Origin of the sequence: Pseudomonas fluorescens group sp. (assembly GCF_020093335.1) — a bacterium.
In the GTDB taxonomy this organism is placed as follows: domain Bacteria; phylum Pseudomonadota; class Gammaproteobacteria; order Pseudomonadales; family Pseudomonadaceae; genus Aquipseudomonas; species Aquipseudomonas petroselini.
In genome coordinates this window covers 268,029-286,640 of sequence record NZ_JAIOKW010000005.1, presented here as the reverse complement: position 1 = coordinate 286,640, position 18,612 = coordinate 268,029, and the positions used below count along the sequence as shown (strand labels likewise).

Annotated in this window: 21 protein-coding genes; 9 read left to right on the top strand and 12 right to left on the bottom strand. The window is 61.3% G+C overall.

The annotated features are described in order from the left end of the window. Positions 1-32 precede the first annotated feature (32 nt). The gene (locus K7431_RS08700; protein WP_012721490.1) at positions 33-1,076 is read right to left on the bottom strand and encodes an aminopeptidase; all 1,044 of its coding nucleotides are present in this window, start codon (positions 1,074-1,076) and stop codon (positions 33-35) included. A 143-nt stretch (positions 1,077-1,219) separates the two neighbouring features. Between K7431_RS08700 and K7431_RS08695 the strand changes: the two genes are divergently transcribed. Further along, the gene (locus K7431_RS08695; protein ID WP_012721489.1) at positions 1,220-1,642 is read left to right on the top strand and encodes a PA0061/PA0062 family lipoprotein; all 423 of its coding nucleotides are present in this window, start codon (positions 1,220-1,222) and stop codon (positions 1,640-1,642) included. Here K7431_RS08695 and K7431_RS08690 read toward each other — a convergent pair whose 3' ends face one another. Then, positions 1,643-1,882 carry a DUF1161 domain-containing protein gene (locus K7431_RS08690; RefSeq protein WP_010207769.1) on the bottom strand — a complete coding sequence of 80 codons (240 nt, stop codon included), beginning with the start codon at positions 1,880-1,882 and terminating at the stop codon, positions 1,643-1,645. Positions 1,883-2,089: 207 nt separating this feature from the next. After that, the gene (locus K7431_RS08685) at positions 2,090-2,521 is read right to left on the bottom strand and encodes an OsmC family protein (protein ID WP_012721488.1); all 432 of its coding nucleotides are present in this window, start codon (positions 2,519-2,521) and stop codon (positions 2,090-2,092) included. A 218-nt stretch (positions 2,522-2,739) separates the two neighbouring features. Here K7431_RS08685 and K7431_RS08680 point away from each other — a divergent pair, with 218 nt between their 5' ends. Further along, on the top strand, positions 2,740-3,741 hold the full coding sequence (locus K7431_RS08680; protein ID WP_012721487.1) for an LLM class flavin-dependent oxidoreductase: 1,002 nt from the start codon (positions 2,740-2,742) through the stop codon (positions 3,739-3,741). A 151-nt stretch (positions 3,742-3,892) separates the two neighbouring features. Here K7431_RS08680 and K7431_RS08675 read toward each other — a convergent pair whose 3' ends face one another. Both K7431_RS08675 and K7431_RS08670 read right to left on the bottom strand, forming a co-directional pair. Beyond that, entirely contained in the window at positions 3,893-4,120 is a 228-nt protein-coding gene (locus tag K7431_RS08675) for a DUF1161 domain-containing protein (protein WP_012721486.1), read from the bottom strand. Positions 4,121-4,235: 115 nt separating this feature from the next. Further along, complete coding sequence (locus K7431_RS08670; protein ID WP_012721485.1) at positions 4,236-4,451, bottom strand: dodecin; 216 nt, start codon at positions 4,449-4,451, stop codon at positions 4,236-4,238. 154 nt (positions 4,452-4,605) lie between these two features. On the opposite strand from K7431_RS08670, the gene K7431_RS08665 reads away from it, so the two are divergent. Further along, a complete protein-coding gene (locus K7431_RS08665) occupies positions 4,606-4,932 on the top strand; it encodes a DUF883 family protein (protein ID WP_003170746.1) in 327 nt (108 codons plus the stop codon). An 11-nt stretch (positions 4,933-4,943) separates the two neighbouring features. Here the strand turns inward: K7431_RS08665 and K7431_RS08660 are convergent, their stop codons facing one another. Then, a complete protein-coding gene (locus K7431_RS08660; RefSeq protein WP_012721484.1) occupies positions 4,944-5,840 on the bottom strand; it encodes a LysR family transcriptional regulator in 897 nt (298 codons plus the stop codon). Between the two features lie 110 nt (positions 5,841-5,950). Between K7431_RS08660 and trpB the strand changes: the two genes are divergently transcribed. From trpB to K7431_RS08645, 3 genes are all read left to right on the top strand, one after another. Beyond that, a complete protein-coding gene (trpB, locus tag K7431_RS08655) occupies positions 5,951-7,177 on the top strand; it encodes a tryptophan synthase subunit beta (protein ID WP_012721483.1) in 1,227 nt (408 codons plus the stop codon). Next, positions 7,177-7,986: a tryptophan synthase subunit alpha gene (gene trpA / locus K7431_RS08650; RefSeq protein WP_012721482.1), complete on the top strand. Its 810-nt coding sequence runs from the start codon at positions 7,177-7,179 to the stop codon at positions 7,984-7,986. The genes trpB and trpA overlap by 1 nt, the downstream gene beginning before the upstream one ends. 136 nt (positions 7,987-8,122) lie before the next feature. Beyond that, positions 8,123-8,563 carry an anti-virulence regulator CigR family protein gene (locus K7431_RS08645; RefSeq protein WP_012721481.1) on the top strand — a complete coding sequence of 147 codons (441 nt, stop codon included), beginning with the start codon at positions 8,123-8,125 and terminating at the stop codon, positions 8,561-8,563. A gap of 182 nt (positions 8,564-8,745) precedes the next feature. Here the strand turns inward: K7431_RS08645 and K7431_RS08640 are convergent, their stop codons facing one another. From K7431_RS08640 to K7431_RS08615, 6 genes are all read right to left on the bottom strand, one after another. Next, the gene (locus K7431_RS08640; protein WP_012721480.1) at positions 8,746-10,056 is read right to left on the bottom strand and encodes an MFS transporter; all 1,311 of its coding nucleotides are present in this window, start codon (positions 10,054-10,056) and stop codon (positions 8,746-8,748) included. A gap of 115 nt (positions 10,057-10,171) precedes the next feature. Then, positions 10,172-11,320, bottom strand: a complete 1,149-nt coding sequence (gene dgoD, locus K7431_RS08635; RefSeq protein ID WP_012721479.1) for a galactonate dehydratase — start codon at positions 11,318-11,320, stop codon at positions 10,172-10,174. A gap of 48 nt (positions 11,321-11,368) precedes the next feature. Beyond that, positions 11,369-11,989 carry a 2-dehydro-3-deoxy-6-phosphogalactonate aldolase gene (locus K7431_RS08630; protein ID WP_012721478.1) on the bottom strand — a complete coding sequence of 207 codons (621 nt, stop codon included), beginning with the start codon at positions 11,987-11,989 and terminating at the stop codon, positions 11,369-11,371. A 1-nt stretch (position 11,990) separates the two neighbouring features. After that, on the bottom strand, positions 11,991-12,950 hold the full coding sequence (locus tag K7431_RS08625) for a 2-dehydro-3-deoxygalactonokinase (protein WP_012721477.1): 960 nt from the start codon (positions 12,948-12,950) through the stop codon (positions 11,991-11,993). Positions 12,951-13,046: 96 nt separating this feature from the next. After that, on the bottom strand, positions 13,047-13,376 hold the full coding sequence (locus K7431_RS08620) for a DOPA 4,5-dioxygenase family protein (protein WP_043204594.1): 330 nt from the start codon (positions 13,374-13,376) through the stop codon (positions 13,047-13,049). A gap of 31 nt (positions 13,377-13,407) precedes the next feature. Continuing rightward, positions 13,408-14,358 carry a choline sulfate utilization transcriptional regulator gene (locus tag K7431_RS08615; protein ID WP_012721475.1) on the bottom strand — a complete coding sequence of 317 codons (951 nt, stop codon included), beginning with the start codon at positions 14,356-14,358 and terminating at the stop codon, positions 13,408-13,410. Positions 14,359-14,461: 103 nt separating this feature from the next. On the opposite strand from K7431_RS08615, the gene betC reads away from it, so the two are divergent. From betC to K7431_RS08600, 3 genes are all read left to right on the top strand, one after another. After that, entirely contained in the window at positions 14,462-15,976 is a 1,515-nt protein-coding gene (betC, locus tag K7431_RS08610; RefSeq protein WP_012721474.1) for a choline-sulfatase, read from the top strand. Between the two features lie 18 nt (positions 15,977-15,994). Beyond that, positions 15,995-16,909: a choline ABC transporter substrate-binding protein gene (gene choX, locus K7431_RS08605; protein WP_012721473.1), complete on the top strand. Its 915-nt coding sequence runs from the start codon at positions 15,995-15,997 to the stop codon at positions 16,907-16,909. A 97-nt stretch (positions 16,910-17,006) separates the two neighbouring features. Further along, positions 17,007-18,575, top strand: coding sequence for a SulP family inorganic anion transporter (locus tag K7431_RS08600; RefSeq protein WP_012721472.1), 1,569 nt, complete (start codon positions 17,007-17,009; stop codon positions 18,573-18,575). The last annotated feature ends 37 nt before the right edge of the window (positions 18,576-18,612 follow it).

The window sequence follows — 18,612 nt, the reverse complement described above, 5'->3', positions numbered from 1 at the left end:
AATGTGGGAGGGGGCTTGCCCCCGATGAGGCCCTAAAGACCACCCCCTTCCAACTGCCTCAACGCCGCCTTGCGCTGCCCCACCGGCAACCCACCCAGCCTCTCCACCGCCGCATAAAACCTCACCCAATCCCCACCTTCCCGCGCAAACAACGCCGCAAACGCCGGCACCCACTGGTCATACAACCCAAACGGCAACAGCCGCGCATTGTTCATGGGCTGGTTGATCCAAGCGTCATAACGCTTATCCCCGCCCCACTGGTGATCGCGCATGTGCCGATATTCGGCGCGCAAACGCTCGAACTGATCCGCCTTGGCCTGACGCATCGCATCAGCTGCCAACGGTTGGGCGTAGAGCTTTTCCAAACGTTGACGGGTATCGAGGACTAACTGGATAAATTGATCACGCTGCTTCGACGTCGATAAGCTATCCGCTGCCAAACCGCGTGCAGCACGCCACTGGCGCGTACCCTCCTGCTCGACAAAATTGGCAAACGACTCGTTGAACTCGGTGTCGTCCTTCACATAGAAACGCTGGTGCGCCAGCTCGTGGAAGATCAGCGTGGCCAGGCGCTCATCACCCCAGTTCATCATTGAATTCATGATCGGGTCGTTGAACCAGCCCAAGGTGGAATAGGCCTCGACGCCACCGATCGACACATCCATGCCCTGCTGCTTCAACAACGCGGCTTCGCCACGCGCCGCGCCCTGGTTGTAGTAACCGCGATAGGCCACACAGCCGGCGATGGGGAAGCAATGGGTTTCGGGTGATAGGGAAAACTCCTGCGTGGCGAAGACGTTCCAGACCACATAGGGCCGGCCGATGTCGGCATACAACCTGTAACTCTGGTTGTCGGGCAGGTGCAGGTGTTCACTGGCGAACGTACGCGCCTTTTGCGATTGCGCCAGATGCTCGCGCAATAACGCTGGGCGGGAAGGGTCGGCAATCACCTGCGCCACCGGCTCCCGGGCGCGTAGCAATTGCCACTGACCACTGGCCAACTGGCCGTAATAACTGACACTGGAGCAGCCGCTGAGCAGCACAACCATCAACCCTGGAAGAAAACGCCTGACCATGCCCCGACCGCTCCTGGGTAATTTGCTCGCCAGACTATCGCGCCCGCACGGAATTTTTCCATCGCATGACGTGTTTATACTCATAGGGAGTCTGCTGCCGTCGGCGCCGGGCTCAATTCTCTCTATTCCGTCGAGTGCCTGCCATGCGTCAGCTCTTGTTTCCCGTCGCCGCCCTGTTCCTCAATGCCTGCACCACTACGCCCGTACCGCCGGTGGACCCGCAGCAAGCCTGGGTCGATTTCACCACGCCGACGCCGGGGTCCAAGCTGGTGATGGCGCAGCGTCTGGACGGCAAGAACCTGGATGACGGGCGTTTCTTCCAGTTCCCGCCCGGCCATCATGAACTGATGGTGCGCTTCGACTTTGAAGTCCCCGCGGGCGGCGGTTTGGGTGGGCTGAGCCAGATGATGTACCGCACCTGCTTCATGACCCTGGAATACGATCACTTCCGGGCCGGCCAGCACTATGTGCTGGAAGGGCGCTCGCTGGCCTTCACACCCAATATCCGGTTGTATGACTCGGCGCGTCAGTTGCTCGCGGAAGAACGCAGCGTCAACTGCCTCTGATCAGTCGTTGTTCTTCTGGTAGACGATGGCCTTGGTGCCGTTCTCACAGCTGCCGACAACCATGGCGCTGTCGTGCTTGTCGGCTTCTTCCTTGCTGACGATCTCCAGGGTGTAGGACGGAACCGCGTTAGCCTGGATCTTGACCTCGATCTCTTTCCTGAGCTCTTCGCAGTCTTTGGGTGCGGCCACGGCCGAGGTGGCCAATACACCGCAGATGATTGCCAAGGCAAAACGTTTCATGTTTGAAGCTCCCTGAATGCATTGCGCACGAGTGTGCGGCTAAGGCTGCATGGTAATAGGACCACACTTACAAAACACGAGTTCTGATCCAACGCAGAACTAAATGTGGGAGGGGGCTTGCCCCCGATGGCGGTCGATCAGCAACAGAGATGTTGACTGCTTCACCGCTATCGGGGGCAAGCCCCCTCCCACATTGGACCTGCTGCGTTAGCCAACCAAGGTGGCATCCAGGCTGATTTTCGCGTTCAGCACTTTCGACACCGGGCACCCTTCCTTGGCCTTCTTGCTCAGTTCATCGAACTGCGCCTGGCTCGCGCCGGGAATCTTGGCCTTAAGGATCAAATGCACGGCGGTGATCGCAAAACCACCTTCAACCTGGTCCAGGGTCACTTCGGCCTGGGTGTCGATGCTGTCAGCCTTGAGCCCGGCATCGCCAAGAATCATGGAAAACGCCATGGAGAAACAGCCGGCATGGGCTGCGCCGATCAATTCTTCCGGGTTGGTGCCCTTGCCGCCCTCGAAACGGGCCTTGAAGCCGTAGGGCGCTTCACGCAGCACGCCGGTTTCCGTGGAAATGGAACCCAGGCCAGTCTTCAGGTCACCTTCCCAATGCGCGGATGCTTTTTTAACGATACTCATAGCGGTCTCCTCGAACGGTGGTTTTGCTTCAGTAAGGGTTCTGAGGATAGACGGCCCGGCAAAGTTCATCTTGTCGGAGAAACCTAGCGATTTAGTAGGAAATTTCTACGCTCGCTATTGAATCTCGGGTATATGCCCTCATTGCATAGAACATGCACATGAAGCGGCAGGTTTTGGTTCGTCTAAGAAGCCTGCGCCCCCATTGGAGAAGCAGGCTTATGAAATCGCTGTCCGACGTAAAGTTCTCGACCCTCGACCTGGTGCCCGTGCGGGCCAACGGCAGCCCGGCGCAGTCGCTGCGCAATTCACTGGACCTGGCCCAGCACGTGGAAAAGTTCGGCTACAACCGTTTCTGGGTGGCTGAACACCACAACATGGACGGCATCGCCAGCTCGGCCACCTCGGTGTTGCTGGGTTACCTGGCCGGTGGCACTTCGACCATTCGCGTCGGTTCCGGCGGTGTGATGCTGCCCAACCACGCGCCTCTGGTGATTGCCGAACAGTTCGGTACCCTGGAAAGTCTCTACCCCGGCCGTATCGACCTGGGCCTGGGCCGCGCGCCCGGCTCCGACCAGATGACCGCCCGCGCCCTGCGCCGTGAACGCTCCGGCAGCGCCGATGACTTTCCGGACGATGTAGCCGAATTGATGGCCTACCTCGGCCCACGTACGCCTGACCAACGGGTGATCGCCGTACCGGGCACCGGTACCAATGTACCGGTGTGGCTGCTGGGCTCCAGCCTATTCAGTGCGCAGCTCGCCGGTGAGCGCGGTTTGCCTTACGCCTTCGCCTCGCATTTCGCACCGCGCCTGATGCATGAAGCGATCCGCGTGTACCGCAACCACTTCAAGCCTTCGGCCGTGCTGGACAAGCCCTACGTGATGCTCGGCATTCCGTTGGTTGCGGCGGACACCGATGAACAGGCGGACTACTTGGCGACCTCCGTGTACCAACGCATTCTCGCGCTGATGCGTGGGCAGAGCCTGGTCCAGCGCCCCCCGGTCGACAGCATGGATGGCCTGTGGTTACCCCATGAAAAAGAGGCGGTCGGCAGCTTCCTCGGGCTGGCGATGGTCGGCGGCCCAGCGAAAATCCGCGCCAAACTGGAAGTGTTGATCGAGCAAACCGGCGCCGACGAGCTGATTTTTACCAGCGACCTGTACGAACATGCTGACCGGATTCATTCCTACGAGCTGCTCGCGCAAGTAATGAAGGGCTAAATCCCACGCGAAAAAAACCGACGCACTTGTGGCGAGGGAGCTTGCTCCCGCTGGGCTGCGTAGCGGCCCCAAAAAACGGGAGTGCTGCGCACTCCAGCGGGAGCAAGCTCCCTCGCCACAAGTACGTCGGTTTTATGTCCGGAGCACGAGGTTAACCGCGCTTGTAGGCGATTTCCTTGGTGCCGGCTTCGCAGCTGCCGACTACGGTGTAGCCATCGGCTGCAGCGCCTTTGTCCACCACTTCCAGCGAATAACCCGAAGCGCCCTTGGCGTCGATTTTCGCTGCAATCTCGCTTTTCAGCTCTTCACAAGGCTTGCCCGCCGCCAGGGCTGTGCCGGCAATGCTCAACAAACCTACCGCTAACAGGAACTTCTTCATCCGTTACTTTCCTTGCGCTGATCAAAAAGAGCGTGCCGACGCTCGTGGCATCGGCACCCATTGGTTGTAGCGCAGGTTATGGCAATCGGCCAGTCGGCAAGTTCAACCGATGCGATCAACTACTGGCAATTCGGAATCCCACCTTGAGGGTGACCTGATAGTGCGCGACCTTGCCGTCTTTGATGTGGCCACGGGTTTCAGCCACCTCAAACCACTCCAAGTGCTTGATGCTCTTGTTGGCTTCGGCGATTGCGTTGTTGATGGCGTCCTCGATGCTGGTCGTCGATGAACCCACCAGTTCGACTTTCTTGTACGTGTGATGATCAGACATGGCGTTTCTCCTGAGGTCTCTAGTGAGCGTAGCAGTCAATGTTCGTACTGCTTCAGGCGACGGTTCCTACCTGAAAGTTCAGATTTACTGCACTTTCTGAAACGGCCGCAGTCGGTATCTACACACGCCACTCAATCACTTCAGGAGAGTCCAAATGGCTAACACTTCTTTACGCAAAGCATCGCTGGAAAGCATGGAAGCCGAGATTTCGAGCCTGCTCAAGTCTCTGGAGAGCCTCAAGGACGATGCGTCCGATGAGTCGCGCAAAACGTTGAAGGCCCTGAAAAGCAACGCCGAGAATGCCCTCAAGCACTCCCGTCACCTGATCAGCGATGCCTACGAAGAAAGCAAAGTCAAAATCCGCGAAACCGGTGTTGCCACCCGGGATTACGCACAAGAGCACCCATGGACCACAGCCGGCGTCGCTGTCGGTGCACTGGGTCTGCTGGCTGCTTATCTGCTGTGCAAACGTGGTGACTGATTGTTTACCGGCTAAACCGGCTCGCGCAACAGCTCAGCCTTGAGCCACTGCGCCAGTTGCCCAGCGCGCCCGTCTGCGGCGCGCTTGGGTAGCCACAACGCCAAGTGCGCCGGGGTTTCACTGAACCCCCACGGCGCCACTAGGCGGCCTGCTCGCAGGTCCTCTGCCACCAATGGCTCGGGTGCAATCGCCACCCCCAATCCCGCCACTGCCGCCTCCAGCAAATAATACAAATGCTCGAACCCCTGGCCATGCTTCAGTGCGCCGGGCGCGATGCCGTGTTGCTGCGCCCAACTGGGCCAGGCTTGCGGGCGGGAGGTGGTGTGCAATAACGCTTCATCACACAAGGCCTGGGCGGGAGCCTGGCGCAAGTGCTCGTAGCCGGCATACCGTGGGCTCATCACAGGCCCGATGCGCTCGCTGGCCAGTTCATACACCTGCATATCCGCCGGCCACGGCGGCTCTGCGAATACCAGCAAGGCATCCAGACCCGGCCGCCTGGGGTCGAGATCACCGTCACCCGCCGAGAGGTGCAGGCGCAAATCCGGCAGGTCGGCGTTCAAGCGCCCCAGGCGCGGGATCAACCAGCGTGCCAGCAAGCTACCCGAGCAACCCAGCACGAACGGTGCATCGGCGCTGCTTTGGGTCAGCTCGGCGCACACATCCCGCAGCCGGTCGAACGCCTCGGCGCTGGCATCACGCAAACGCACGCCGGAATCTGTGAGTTTAAGGCCACGCCCATCCTTGACGAACAGGCTGATACCCAAGTGCTCTTCCAACACCTTCAACTGACGGCTGACGGCGCCATGGGTCACGTGCAATTGCTCGGCGGCCTGGCTGACGCTATTGAGCCGCGCTGTCGCTTCAAAGGCACGCAACGCGTTAAGGGGCGGGAGGTCTCGGCTCATTTGTGAGTTTTCCTGACAGGTTGCGGCGATCTTATCGGTTTTCAGCGTGGAACGTCAGGGGTAGAGTGGCCGTCATTGCTTTTCACACGAATGCTTACCTGGAGCCTCCCATGACTCAGTCCCAGACCGATCTACGCAACGGCCCAGACGCCAACGGCCTGTTTGGCGCGTTCGGCGGCCGTTACGTCGCTGAAACCCTGATGCCGTTGATCCTCGACCTGGCCCGCGAATACGAAGCGGCCAAGGACGATCCGGCATTCAAAGAAGAATTGGCCTACTTCCAGCGCGACTACGTCGGCCGTCCAAGCCCGCTGTATTTCGCCGAGCGGCTGACCGAGTTCTGCGGCGGCGCCAAGATCTACCTCAAGCGCGAAGAGCTGAACCACACCGGCGCGCATAAGATCAACAACTGCATCGGCCAAATCCTTTTGGCACGGCGCATGGGCAAAAAACGCATCATCGCCGAGACCGGCGCCGGCATGCACGGCGTGGCCACTGCCACCGTGGCTGCTCGCTTTGGTCTGCAATGCGTGATCTACATGGGCACCACCGACATCGAGCGCCAGCAAGCCAACGTGTTCCGCATGAAGCTGTTGGGCGCCGAAGTGATCCCGGTGGTGGCCGGCACCGGCACCCTCAAAGATGCGATGAACGAAGCCCTGCGTGACTGGGTGACCAACGTCGACGACACGTTCTACCTGATCGGCACCGTGGCCGGCCCGCACCCGTACCCCGCCATGGTGCGTGACTTCCAGGCCGTAATCGGCAAGGAAACCCGCGACCAGTTGCAAGCCCAGGAAGGCCGCCTGCCGGACAGCCTGGTGGCGTGCATCGGCGGCGGTTCCAACGCCATGGGCCTGTTCCACCCGTTCCTGGATGACACCAGCGTCGAGATCATCGGCGTTGAAGCGGCCGGCTACGGCATCGAGACCGGCAAGCACGCCGCCAGCCTCAACGGCGGCGTACCGGGCGTGCTGCACGGCAACCGCACCTTCCTGTTGCAGGACGACGACGGCCAGATCATCGACGCCCACTCTATTTCCGCAGGCCTGGACTACCCCGGCATCGGCCCTGAACACGCCTGGTTGCATGACATCGGCCGCGTCCAGTACACCTCGGTGACCGACGACGAAGCCCTGGACGCGTTCCACAAATGCTGCCGCCTGGAAGGGATCATTCCTGCACTGGAAAGCGCCCACGCCCTGGCCGAAGTGTTCAAGCGTGCACCGACCTTGCCGAAGGATCACCTGATGGTGGTCAACCTCTCGGGCCGTGGCGACAAAGACATGCAGACGGTGATGCACCATATGGAAACCGCTAAGCAGGAGAAACACTGATGAGCCGCCTGCAAACCCGCTTTGCGCAGCTGAAAGAACAGAATCGCGCCGCCCTGGTGACCTTCGTCACTGCTGGCGATCCTGGCTATGACACCTCCCTGGCGATCCTCAAAGGTTTGCCGGCCGCCGGCGCCGATGTGATCGAACTGGGCATGCCGTTCACCGACCCAATGGCCGACGGCCCGGCAATCCAGCTGGCCAACATCCGCGCGCTGGAAGCCAAGCAGAACCTGGTGAAAACCCTGCAGATGGTTCGCGAGTTCCGCAAGGACAACAACGACACGCCACTGGTGTTGATGGGCTACTTCAACCCGATCCATAAATACGGTGTGCCTAAGTTCATCGCTGACGCCAAGGAAGCCGGGGTCGACGGCCTGATCGTGGTCGACATGCCACCAGAGCATAACGGCGAGCTGTGCGACCCGGCCCAGGCCGCCGGCATCGACTTTATCCGCCTGACCACGCCGACCACTGACGATGTGCGCTTGCCGACAGTCCTGAACGGCAGCTCCGGCTTTGTGTACTACGTGTCGGTGGCCGGCGTGACCGGTGCCGGCGCCGCGACCCTGGAACACGTCGAGGAAGCCGTGACCCGTCTGCGTCGTCATACCGACCTGCCGATCAGCATCGGCTTCGGTATCCGTACGCCGGAACAAGCGGCGGCCATCGCCCGTCTGGCCGACGGAGTGGTGGTGGGTTCGGCGCTGATCGATCACATCGCCAACGCCAGCAACGACCAGCAAGCCATCGACGGCGTGTTGAGCCTGTGTGCGGCGCTATCGGAAGGCGTTCGTAACGCTCGTAAGTAAAGGCTCCGTAACCAGTAGGTAAAGTTCCTGATACAGAGGAATCAACCCGCTCGGGCACGGCCTAAACAGCAAGACCAAGGGATTTCGAACCGTGTTCGAGATCCCTTTTTTGTAGGTGTGCCCTGAGGAATACCCGATGAAAATGCCCAAATCCGTGATTGCGGGCCTTGGCGTGCTGGTGCTTGGCGCCAGCGCCCTGGTGCAGGCCGCGCCTTATGACCAAGGCGGCCCAGACCGTGGCGGCCCGCAAGGCCAGCACGAACAACGTGGCGACGACCATCGCGGCCCGCCGGATAACCGTCGCGGCGGCCCACCCCAGGACTTTGGCCCAGTTCGGCAGATCATCCACGACAACCACGGCCAGTTCTCCCGTGGCGCGCCGCCGCCGCCGAATGTACGCCTGGTGCGTGGCCAGCCGTTGCCTCGTGGTTATTACGGCGAACGCCTGGACAACCGTGCGCTGGCGCGCCTGCCGGTGTATCCAGGCTACGAATGGCGCCGCTCCGGGCCGGACGTGGTGTTGATCGCGGTGGGCACCGGCATCGTCTACGAGATTCTCGACGGCGTCCTCAACTAAGCCCGGACGATAGGGTGGCGACTTAGCTTCTGTGGTGAGCGGGCTTGCCCCGCGTTGGGGTGCAAAGCGCCCCCAGAACGGTCAGCGCGTAACACCTGACCAAACGCAGCGGCCTCAATGGGGCTGCTGCGCAGCCCAACGCGGGGCAAGCCCGCTCACCACGACAAGCGCCTGACCGTGGGTTATTCATTGAGCTCGATTCGCTCCACCTTACCGACCAGCAACACATAGGAAAGCGCGCCCAGCAACGCTAGCACCGCGATATAAGTGATCGCCGGCGCAAACGAGTCGCCACTGGCCAGGAAGCCAATCACAATCGGCGTGGTAATCGCCGCCAAGTTGCCGATAAAGTTGAACACGCCACCGGTCAATCCCAGCAAGCGTGCGGGGGCCAGTGTCGACACCAGCGACCAGGTAATCGAGGCCAGGCCATTGCCGAAGAACGCCACCGCCAGGAACGCAATCACCCACGCCGTCGAGTCCACGTAGTTGGCGCCGATGATCGCCGTGGAAATCAGCAACCCACCAATGATCGGCAACTTGCGCGCAAACCCCACCGACGCGCCGCGACGAATCAGCCAGTCGGAAAACACCCCGGAACACAGCACGCCGACAAACGCCGCGAGAAACGGCAACGACGCCAGCAGGCCGGACTTGATGAAGTCCATGCCGCGATATTTCACCAGGTAGGTCGGGAACCAGGTCAGGAAGAACCAGAGCGTGGAGTTCAGGCAGAACTGACCCAGGTAGATGCCCCAGAGTTTGCGCTTGCTCAACACGATGCCCAGGTCGACCCAGCTGAACGGCGCCTTGACCGTTTTCGCCTGCATATCCACCAGCCCGCCCCCTTCACGGATCAGCTCGATCTCCGCGGCGTTGGCGCCTTTGAAATCCTTGGGCTCGCGATACACCGCGTACCAGATCACCGCCCACAAGATGCCCACGCCGCCCGTGGCGACAAACACCATGTGCCAGCCAAATGCGTGCTGCAGCCAAGCCAATACCGGCGTGAGAAACGCCAGCCCGACAAACTGCCCGGAGGTGTACACGCCAATCGCCGTGGCGCGCTCGCGCTCGGGAAACCACGTGGTGACCACGCGGCTGTTGATCGGGTAAGCCGGGGCTTCCAACGCCCCCACCGCCATACGCAGCACGAACAGCGCGATAAAGCTGGCAGCGAAGCCAAGCATCACGGTGGCAATGGACCACAACAGCAGTGCAGCGGTGTAGAGAATGCGCGGCGGCACGCGGTCCACCAGCCAGCCGCCGGGGATTTGCATGGCGGCGTAGGTCCAGCCGAACGCGGAGAAAATCAGCCCGACGTGCACCGGGTCGATGCCCAGTTCACTGGTCAGCGCGGGCGCTGCGATCGACAGGTTGCTGCGGTCGAGGTAGTTGATCACCACAGTGATAAACAGCAGCACCATGATGAAAAAACGCTTTCTGGTAGGCGTGACGAGAGAAGCCTGCCCGGTGAAGGACTCAGGGTGCATGGGGGATGCCTCTTCTTATGTTTATTGAGGACAGATCTGACTGAAGAAACGAGGTAAATGTGGGAGGGGGCTTGCCCCCTCCCACATTCTCTAACCGCGTTTGTTCAGAGGAAAATCACCACTCGGCGAAGCTGCCGTCGGCGTGGCGCCAGATCGGGTTGCGCCAGCGGTGGCCGATGGCCGCGCGTTCGATCACGTATTCCTCGTTGATCTCAATGCCCAAGCCCGGCCCGTTAGGGATCTTCACGAAGCCTTTGTCGTAGTCGAAGACTCGCGGATCTTTCACATAGTCGAGCAGGTCATTGCTCTCGTTGTAGTGAATGCCCAGGCTTTGCTCCTGGATAAACGCGTTGTAGCAGACCGCGTCCAGTTGCAGGCAGGCTGCCAAGGCAATCGGGCCCAGCGGGCAGTGGAGGGCCAGGGCCACGTCGTAGGCTTCGGCCATGTTGGCGATCTTGCGGGTTTCGGTGATGCCACCGGCGTGGGACGCATCCGGCTGAATGATGTCGACGTAACCTTCGCTGAGCACGCGCTTGAAGTCCCAGCGCGAAAACAGGCGTTCGCCCAGGGCAATCGGCGTGCTGGTCAGCGGTGCCAGTTCTTTCAACGCTTCGTAGTTTTCGCTGAGCACCGGCTCTTCGATAAACATCAGCTTGTACGGGTCCAGCTCCTTCATCAGCACCTTGGCCATGGGTTTGTGCACCCGGCCATGGAAGTCGACGCCGATACCGACGTTGGGGCCCACGGCATCACGCACGGCGGCCACGTTGGCCAGGGCCAGGTCGACTTTTTCGAAGCTGTCGACGAACTGCAGTTCTTCGGTGCCGTTCATTTTTACCGCCGTGAAGCCACGGGCCACGGCCTCTTGAGCGGCGCGGGCGGTGTCGGCCGGGCGGTCGCCGCCGATCCACGAGTACACGCGAATCTTGTCGCGCACCTGGCCACCGAGCAGGTCGCTGACGGAAACGCCGAGGGCCTTGCCCTTGATGTCCCACAGCGCCTGGTCGATACCGGCGAGGGCGCTCATGTGCACGGCACCGCCCCGGTAGAAGCCGCCACGATAGAGTACGGTCCAGATGTCTTCGATATTGCGGGGGTCTTTGCCGATCAGGTAGTCGGACAGCTCTTCGACGGCAGCTGCCACGGTGTGGGCGCGGCCCTCGACCACGGGCTCACCCCAGCCGGTCACGCCCTGGTCGGTCTCGACCTTGAGGAAGCACCAGCGCGGCGGGACGATGAAGGTCGTCAGTTTGGTGATTTTCATCTGTTATCTCTCTTATAGATGCGGCGCCTGTGGGCGCGGAACTTGAAGTCAGCTCAGGGCTTTCCAGGCGGCGACATAAGCCTGGGCGCGGCTCGCTACCTGATCCACTGTCATACCCGGTTTGAACAACCCGGAACCCAGCCCGAAACCTTTGGCGCCGGCGTCGATGAACACCTGCATGTTGTCCGGGGTGATGCCACCCACCGGCAGCAGCAAGGTGCCGGCCGGCAATACCGCCAGCCACGCCTTGATCACCGCCGGGCCCATTTGCTCAGCCGGGAACAGCTTCAATACGTCGGCGCCTTCGGCCAATGCGGCGAAGGCTTCGGTCGGCGTCGCCACGCCCGGTGACAGGTACAGCCCCGCCGCTTTCGCGGCACGCAATACCTTGGCATCGCTGTGAGGCATTACGATCACCTGGCCACCGGCCGCCTTCACCTGCTCGACCTGCTCAGGCAGCAACACCGTACCGGCACCGATCAGGCAATCGGCGGGCAGGCTGTCGCGCAGGGTGCGGATGCTGGTGTAAGGGTCAGGCGAATTCAGCGGAACTTCGATCACGCGAAACCCGGCCTGGTACAGCACCTGGCCAACGGCCTCGGCTTCGTCCGGGCGGATGCCGCGCAGGATGGCGATCAAACCGTTTTGCGCGAGTGCTTGCTTGAGCATGTCAGGCCTCCGATACAGGTTGAGTGAGCCCGGCCGCCACGGCCAGTTGCCACAGGCCACGCTCGGTGGCTTCCTGCGCCAGGCTGACGTGGGCAAAGCCGCAAAGGGCAAGGGCGCGTTGATAACGGGCGCAGAGAGGAGCGGCGCCGACCAGGACGATCGGCGTGTGTTTTGCGCTGCCGGGCAAGCCGGCGAGTTCATGGCCAATCAGCAGCCCGGAGAGGTAGTCGGGCTGCTGGTCGGGGGCGAGTGCGCCAGTGAGCCCGAGGGTGCGTGCACTGAACAGGGTCGACAGCACACCGCGCTCGCCGTCCGTCGACAGCGCCACGTGCACGCCTCGGTCAAAGGCTTCGGCCTGGAAATGCTCGCAAGGTTGCTGGGTGCGCCCGAGGATGCTGTGCTTGCTCAGCACCGCGAACAGCTCGCCGGTCATGAAGGTGTCGAAGTGGGTGATGCAGCCTTCGACCACTTCGACCCATTTGGAATGGCTGCCGGGCAGGCCGATCAACCCATCGACGCCCAGCCCTTGCAGCACGCCTAATACCTGGGTTTCTTCGCCGCGCATCACGTTGGGCAAGCCAACCTGCTCGATCACACCCGGCACGATATGCACGTCGACCCCACGCAAGCTGCGTACCCGGTGCAGGGCCTGGCCCAGGCTCGCCACGTCGACCGGGGTGTTGCGGTAGGCCGCTTCGCTCCAGCCCTGGGCGCTGCCGACCATGCCACAGGCGATCACCGGCAGGGTGGGCGCGGCGTCGAGCCAATCGCCGCAGGCTGCATCGAACGCCAACTCGAAGCCATCGCTGCAGTGAACGCCTGCGATAACCCGCGGCTCGCTGGGCAAATGCATGATGCCCCACGCCAGCGAGCGCTGTTCCAGCACCACGCCTGCGGGGCCGAGTTTATAAGCACGAAGGGAGCTGGTCCCCCAATCGAGCGCGATCAATTGCGCCTGCATCGCTTCACCTGAGTTCTGAGCGGATGCAGCGAATATAAACCTACGCGCGAGGAAGTCTCAATATATAAATATCAATCCCATATTTAGGGATGTAGTTTAGGAAAAGGCTGACAAGTTCAGTTCCCGCATGGCGCCCATCCAGATGGCATAGTCGGTGTGATCCTTCAGGTCATCGCCGGTATCCGGGTGCAGAAACACCACCAGCCCATTGCGATGGATGACCAGCCACGGCAGCACCACGCCGATGTATTCGGCATCGAACGCCAGCTGGCAGCTCCAGTCCGGGTGCGGGCCTACCGGCCGTTGGTGCACGCGCCCCATGCGCAGCGGGAAAAGCTTGGCGGCGTCTTCGCACAAGGTGCGCGCCTGTTCGATAGTGTTCGCGTCGAAGTAGATATGGGCGTGGTAACCCTTGATACGTTGCATGACGGACTCCGAATCCAATAGGCGCCAGATGCTAGACCGCAATCGACGGCAGGGCCAGCCCGGTCAGCGACTGCGCGCTGCTGGCCTGCTCGGCCACCAGCCAGTCGACAAAGCGCTCCACCAACTGCCCTCGGCGTTTGCGCTGGGGCTGCACCACGTAATAGCCGAAACGCGAGATGACGGTGTCGCTGAGCGGTCGGCATAGCCAGTTCTGCTCTAACAGGTTATCCACCAGATGGCGCCAGCCGATGGCCACACCCTGGCCGGCAATCGCGGCCTGGATCAGCAGAGTGTAGTTGTCGAAGCGCAGTTGGCCGGGCGTGGGCGCCGTGGCGATGCCCAGTTCGCGAAACACGCCGCTCCAGTCGAACCACTGGCTGTTATTTTCCTGGCGCAGGTGCAGCAAGGGGAAATCGTGCAAATTTTGTACAGTCAGCGGTGTGGCCTGGTCCTTCAGCCACTGCGGGCTGCACACCGGGAACACTTCCTCGTTGAACAACCACAGGCTGTCGCCCTGCTTGAAACGCCCGTCGCCAAACAGCACTGCCACGTCAATGTCGCTGCGCAACGTGGCGTGGTTGCGTTCGCTGGTCACCAGGCTCACATCCACCTGAGGGTTGGCCGCGTGAAAGCGATGCAAACGCGGCATCAGCCAATAGGCGGCGAACGCGAAGTCGGTGGCCACTTGCAGCACTTCGTGCTGATCCTGCTGGGTGATCACGCTGAGGCCCGCGTTGATGGCCTGCAAACCACCCTGCACATGCTCGAACAACAGGGCGCCGGCATCGGTCAGCTCGATGCCCCGGTAGATGCGATCAAACAGGCGGATTGCCAGCTGTTCTTCCAGGCGCTTGATCTGCTGGCTGATCGCGGGCTGGGTGGTGCCCAGTTCCATCGCGGCGGCGGTAAAACTGCGGTGACGCGCTGCCGCTTCGAACGCGCGCAGCAAATCGAGGGACAGGTCACCGAGGGCTTCATACATAAGCTGTGCTTATCCTAGACATTGCTTTGGGTGGGCTTTACCCCATTTTCCATGGGCTGCATGCTCATTCGCATAAACACCGCCTATGGAATGCCGATAGATCATGAAGCGCAAGAACATTCTTTTCATCATGGCCGATCAAATGGCCGCGCCGATGCTGCCGTTCTACGGACCTTCCCCGATCCAGTTGCCGAACCTGAGCCGCCTCGCCGCCCAGGGCGTGGTGTTCGAGGCTGCCTACTGCAACAGCCCGTTGTGCGCACCCTCGCGCTTTACGCTGGTGAGCGGGCAATTGCCGAGCAAGATCGGCGCCTACGACAACGCCGCCGATTTCCCCGCCGATGTGCCGACCTACGCCCACTACCTGCGCCGCCTCGGTTACCGCACGGCATTATCGGGCAAGATGCATTTCTGCGGGCCAGACCAACTGCATGGTTATGAAGAGCGCCTGACCAGCGACATCTATCCCGCCGACTATGGCTGGGCCGTCAACTGGGACGAGCCGGACGTGCGCCCCACCTGGTACCACAACATGTCGTCGGTGCTGCAAGCCGGGCCGTGCGTGCGCACCAACCAGCTGGATTTCGACGAGGAGGTGGTGTTCAAGGCCCAGCAGTACCTGTTCGACCATATCCGCGAAGACGGCGACCAGCCGTTCTGCCTCACCGTGTCGATGACCCACCCCCACGACCCCTACACGATTCCCAAGCCGTTCTGGAACCTGTACGACGACGCCGACATCCCTTTGCCTACAACGCCCGCGCAGGGCGATCTCGATCCACACTCCCAACGCCTGCTCAAGGTCTACGACCTGTGGGACAAGCCGCTGCCTGTGGATAAGATCCGTGATGCCCGCCGTGCCTACTTCGGTGCGTGCAGCTACATCGACAGCAATGTCGGCAAGCTCCTGCAAACCCTGGAAGACACCGGCTTGGCAGACGACACGATCATCATCTTCTCCGGCGACCACGGCGACATGCTCGGCGAGCGCGGCCTCTGGTACAAAATGCACTGGTTTGAAATGGCCGCCCGCGTGCCGCTGCTGGTGAGTGCGCCGGGGCAATTCGCGGCAGGCCGCGTGTCCAAAGCCGTGTCCACCGCCGACTTGTTGCCGACCCTGGTGGAACTGGCCGGCGGCGAGCTGGACCCGCGCCTGCCGCTGGACGGCCGTTCGCTGGTCCCGCACCTGCAAGGGCAGGGCGGGCACGACGAGGTGTTCGGCGAATACATGGCCGAAGGCACCATCAGCCCGCTGATGATGATTCGCCGTGGCGCCTACAAATTCATCTACAGCGAAGACGACCCTTGTCTACTGTTCGATGTACACAACGACCCTCGGGAACAGGAAGAACTCAGCCAGTCGCCGCCGCATCAGGCGCTGTTTGCAGCCTTCCTGGACGAGGCGCGGGCCAAATGGGACATCCCGGCGATCCACCAACAGGTGCTCGCCAGCCAACGCCGCCGCCGTCTGGTGTTTGAAGCACTGACCCAAGGCAAGCTGAAGAGCTGGGATCACCAGCCACTGGTGGACGCCAGTCAGCAATACATGCGCAACCACATCGACCTCGACGACCTGGAGCGCAAGGCACGTTATCCACAACCCTGCCAAAACCAATAAATAGTCAGAGGGAAGGCCATGCAAAAGTTAACTGTGGTGTTGGGTATGTTGGTACTGAGTAGCGCCAACGTGTACGCGGACGCCAGCTGCGAAACGGTAAAGATGGCCGATCCAGGCTGGAGCGATATCGCGGCCACCAATGCCATCACCGGTTTTTTGCTGACCGGCATGGGCTACAAGGCCAAGGTCGACACCCTCGCGGTCCCGATCACCTTCGGGGGGCTCAAGGACGGCCAGGTGGATGTGTTCCTGGGTAACTGGATGCCGGCGCAGCAAGGCTTCTACGACAAGTTCGTGGCTAATGGCGATGTGGTGCAACTGGCGAAAAACCTCGACGGCACCGAGTTCACCCTCGCCGTGCCGGACTATGTGTGGGACGCCGGGGTGCATGACTTCGCCGACTTAAACAAATTTGCCGACAAATTCGACAAGAAGATCTACGGCATCGGCTCCGGTGCACCTGCAAATATCTCGTTGCAGGAAATCATTAAGAAAAACGACTTTGATCTCGGCCAGTGGAAGCTGGTGGAATCCAGCGAACAGGCGATGCTCGCCGAAGTATCACGGGCTGTTAAGAAGCAGAAATTCGTGACCTTCCTCGGCTGGACTCCGCACCCGATGAACGTGCAATTGAAAATGCACTACCTCAAGGGTGGCGAGAAATATTTTGGTGACACCGGCAGTGTGTATACCTTGACCCGCAAGGGCTATGCACAGGCCTGCCCGAATATAGGGAAATTGCTGACCAACCTGAGCTTTACCCAGGAGATGGAGAACGCAATCATGGCGCAGGTGGCCAATAACAAGGTCAGCAACGCCGAGGCGGCGAAGGCGTGGATCAAAGCCAACCCGGCGGTATTGGACAAGTGGCTGGAGGGTGTAAAAACACTGGACGGCAAAGACGCACTTTCTGCAGTTAAAGCCAAACTCTAAGGCGTGATGCAATCCAGATGTGGGAGGGGGCAAGCCCCCTCCCACGGGAACTGATCTGGACTGATATTCTGCGCCAAACCTTTAAACCGAGTCTGCGATGCCCCGGCCCAACCGCCATACACTGTTCCCCTTCCTCAGCTGGCTCCCGCGCCAAACCCGCGCCAGCGTCGGCCGGGATGCAATCGTCGGCCTCAGTGGCGCGGTTCTCGCGTTGCCACAGTCGATTGCCTACGCCCTGATCGCCGGCCTGCCCCCCGAATACGGCCTGTACGCTGCGATCATCCCGGTGCTGATCGCGTGCCTCTGGGGTTCATCCTGGCACCTGATCTGCGGGCCTACGGCGGCGATTTCCATTGTGCTGTATGCCAGCGTCAGTCCCTTGGCCGTGCCGGGCTCCCAGGACTACATCACCCTGATGTTGCTGCTCACCTTCCTCGCCGGGGTTTTCCAGTGGCTGCTGGGCATGCTGCGCTTCGGCGCGCTGGTGAATTTCGTCTCCCATTCGGTGGTGCTCGGTTTCACCCTGGGCGCCGCCGTGGTGATTGCCCTGGGGCAGTTGCCCAACCTGTTGGGGCTGGATCTGCCGAGCCAGGCCACGGCGATCAATAGCCTGCTGGCGCTGATCCACCACAGCGGCGAATGGGACCATGCATCCCTTGCCCTCGGGCTGGGGACTCTACTGGTGGGCGCACTGCTCAAGTACCTGGTGCCCCGCTGGCCGACGCTGTTGATCGCGCTGGCGTTGGGCAGCCTGGTGGCGTGGTTGTGGCCGGCGATGTTCGGGCATGTGGCGCTGGTCAGTTCGTTTATTGGCAAGCTGCCGCCGTTCAGCCCGTTGCCGATGGACCTGGACATGATCCTGCGCCTGCTGCCCAGCGCCGTGGCGGTGGGCATGCTCGGGCTGGTGACCAGCCTGTCGATTGCCCGCTCGCTGTCGGCGCGTTCGCAACAATTGCTCGATGCCAACCAAGAGGTTCGCGCGCAGGGTTTATCCAATATCGTTGGCGGCTTTTTCTCCGGCTACTTGTCAGCCGGTTCGTTTACGCGCTCGGGCCTCAGTTATGAGGCGGGCGCGTGCTCGCCGTTGGCCGGGGTGTTTTCCGCACTGTGGGTGGCGTTGTTCGCATTGTTTGGTGCGGCGCTGATCGCACACATTCCGATCCCGAGCATGGCCGCGAGCATCCTGCTGATTTGCTGGGGGTTGGTGGACCATCGCGGCATTCGTGCGTTGTTCCGCGTCAGTCGCGCCGAGTTTGTGGTGATGGGCCTGACGTGCGTCGCCACCTTGCTCTTGGAGCTGCAAACCGCGATTTATGCCGGGGTGCTGGCGTCGCTGTTCTTCTACCTCAAGCGCACCTCGCAACCACGGGTTCAGCAATGGCGCGATGGCGATGAGGATGTGTTGCGGGTGGGCGGCTCGATCTTTTTCGGCGCCAGCCACTACCTGCAAGTGCGCCTCCAACGTTTACAAGGCGAGCGGGTGGTGATCGAGGCGCAGCAGATCAACTTTATCGACTATTCCGGGGTGGAGATGCTGCACCAGGAGGCGCGGCGCTTGAAGGGCTTGGGGCGTAGCCTGACGTTGCGCCGGGCCAGGCCGCAAGTGGTGGAAGAGTTGAGGAAACTGGAAGGGGCCGACCAATGCCCCATTCACTTTCAAGACTGAATGCAGTTCAACTGTGGGAGGGGGCTTGCTCCCTCCC

Excerpts from the sequence above, each read along its gene's own strand:
- K7431_RS08700 (WP_012721490.1), bottom strand. The coding sequence starts at position 1,076 with ATGGTCAGGCGTTTTCTTCCAGGGTTGATGGTTGTGCTGCTCAGCGGC.
- K7431_RS08695 (WP_012721489.1), top strand. The coding sequence starts at position 1,220 with ATGCGTCAGCTCTTGTTTCCCGTCGCCGCCCTGTTCCTCAATGCCTGC.
- K7431_RS08690 (WP_010207769.1), bottom strand. The coding sequence starts at position 1,882 with ATGAAACGTTTTGCCTTGGCAATCATCTGCGGTGTATTGGCCACCTCG.
- K7431_RS08685 (WP_012721488.1), bottom strand. The coding sequence starts at position 2,521 with ATGAGTATCGTTAAAAAAGCATCCGCGCATTGGGAAGGTGACCTGAAG.
- K7431_RS08680 (WP_012721487.1), top strand. The coding sequence starts at position 2,740 with ATGAAATCGCTGTCCGACGTAAAGTTCTCGACCCTCGACCTGGTGCCC.
- K7431_RS08675 (WP_012721486.1), bottom strand. The coding sequence starts at position 4,120 with ATGAAGAAGTTCCTGTTAGCGGTAGGTTTGTTGAGCATTGCCGGCACA.
- K7431_RS08670 (WP_012721485.1), bottom strand. The coding sequence starts at position 4,451 with ATGTCTGATCATCACACGTACAAGAAAGTCGAACTGGTGGGTTCATCG.
- K7431_RS08665 (WP_003170746.1), top strand. The coding sequence starts at position 4,606 with ATGGCTAACACTTCTTTACGCAAAGCATCGCTGGAAAGCATGGAAGCC.
- K7431_RS08660 (WP_012721484.1), bottom strand. The coding sequence starts at position 5,840 with ATGAGCCGAGACCTCCCGCCCCTTAACGCGTTGCGTGCCTTTGAAGCG.
- trpB (WP_012721483.1), top strand. The coding sequence starts at position 5,951 with ATGACTCAGTCCCAGACCGATCTACGCAACGGCCCAGACGCCAACGGC.
- trpA (WP_012721482.1), top strand. The coding sequence starts at position 7,177 with ATGAGCCGCCTGCAAACCCGCTTTGCGCAGCTGAAAGAACAGAATCGC.
- K7431_RS08645 (WP_012721481.1), top strand. The coding sequence starts at position 8,123 with ATGAAAATGCCCAAATCCGTGATTGCGGGCCTTGGCGTGCTGGTGCTT.
- K7431_RS08640 (WP_012721480.1), bottom strand. The coding sequence starts at position 10,056 with ATGCACCCTGAGTCCTTCACCGGGCAGGCTTCTCTCGTCACGCCTACC.
- dgoD (WP_012721479.1), bottom strand. The coding sequence starts at position 11,320 with ATGAAAATCACCAAACTGACGACCTTCATCGTCCCGCCGCGCTGGTGC.
- K7431_RS08630 (WP_012721478.1), bottom strand. The coding sequence starts at position 11,989 with ATGCTCAAGCAAGCACTCGCGCAAAACGGTTTGATCGCCATCCTGCGC.
- K7431_RS08625 (WP_012721477.1), bottom strand. The coding sequence starts at position 12,950 with ATGCAGGCGCAATTGATCGCGCTCGATTGGGGGACCAGCTCCCTTCGT.
- K7431_RS08620 (WP_043204594.1), bottom strand. The coding sequence starts at position 13,376 with ATGCAACGTATCAAGGGTTACCACGCCCATATCTACTTCGACGCGAAC.
- K7431_RS08615 (WP_012721475.1), bottom strand. The coding sequence starts at position 14,358 with ATGTATGAAGCCCTCGGTGACCTGTCCCTCGATTTGCTGCGCGCGTTC.
- betC (WP_012721474.1), top strand. The coding sequence starts at position 14,462 with ATGAAGCGCAAGAACATTCTTTTCATCATGGCCGATCAAATGGCCGCG.
- choX (WP_012721473.1), top strand. The coding sequence starts at position 15,995 with ATGCAAAAGTTAACTGTGGTGTTGGGTATGTTGGTACTGAGTAGCGCC.
- K7431_RS08600 (WP_012721472.1), top strand. The coding sequence starts at position 17,007 with ATGCCCCGGCCCAACCGCCATACACTGTTCCCCTTCCTCAGCTGGCTC.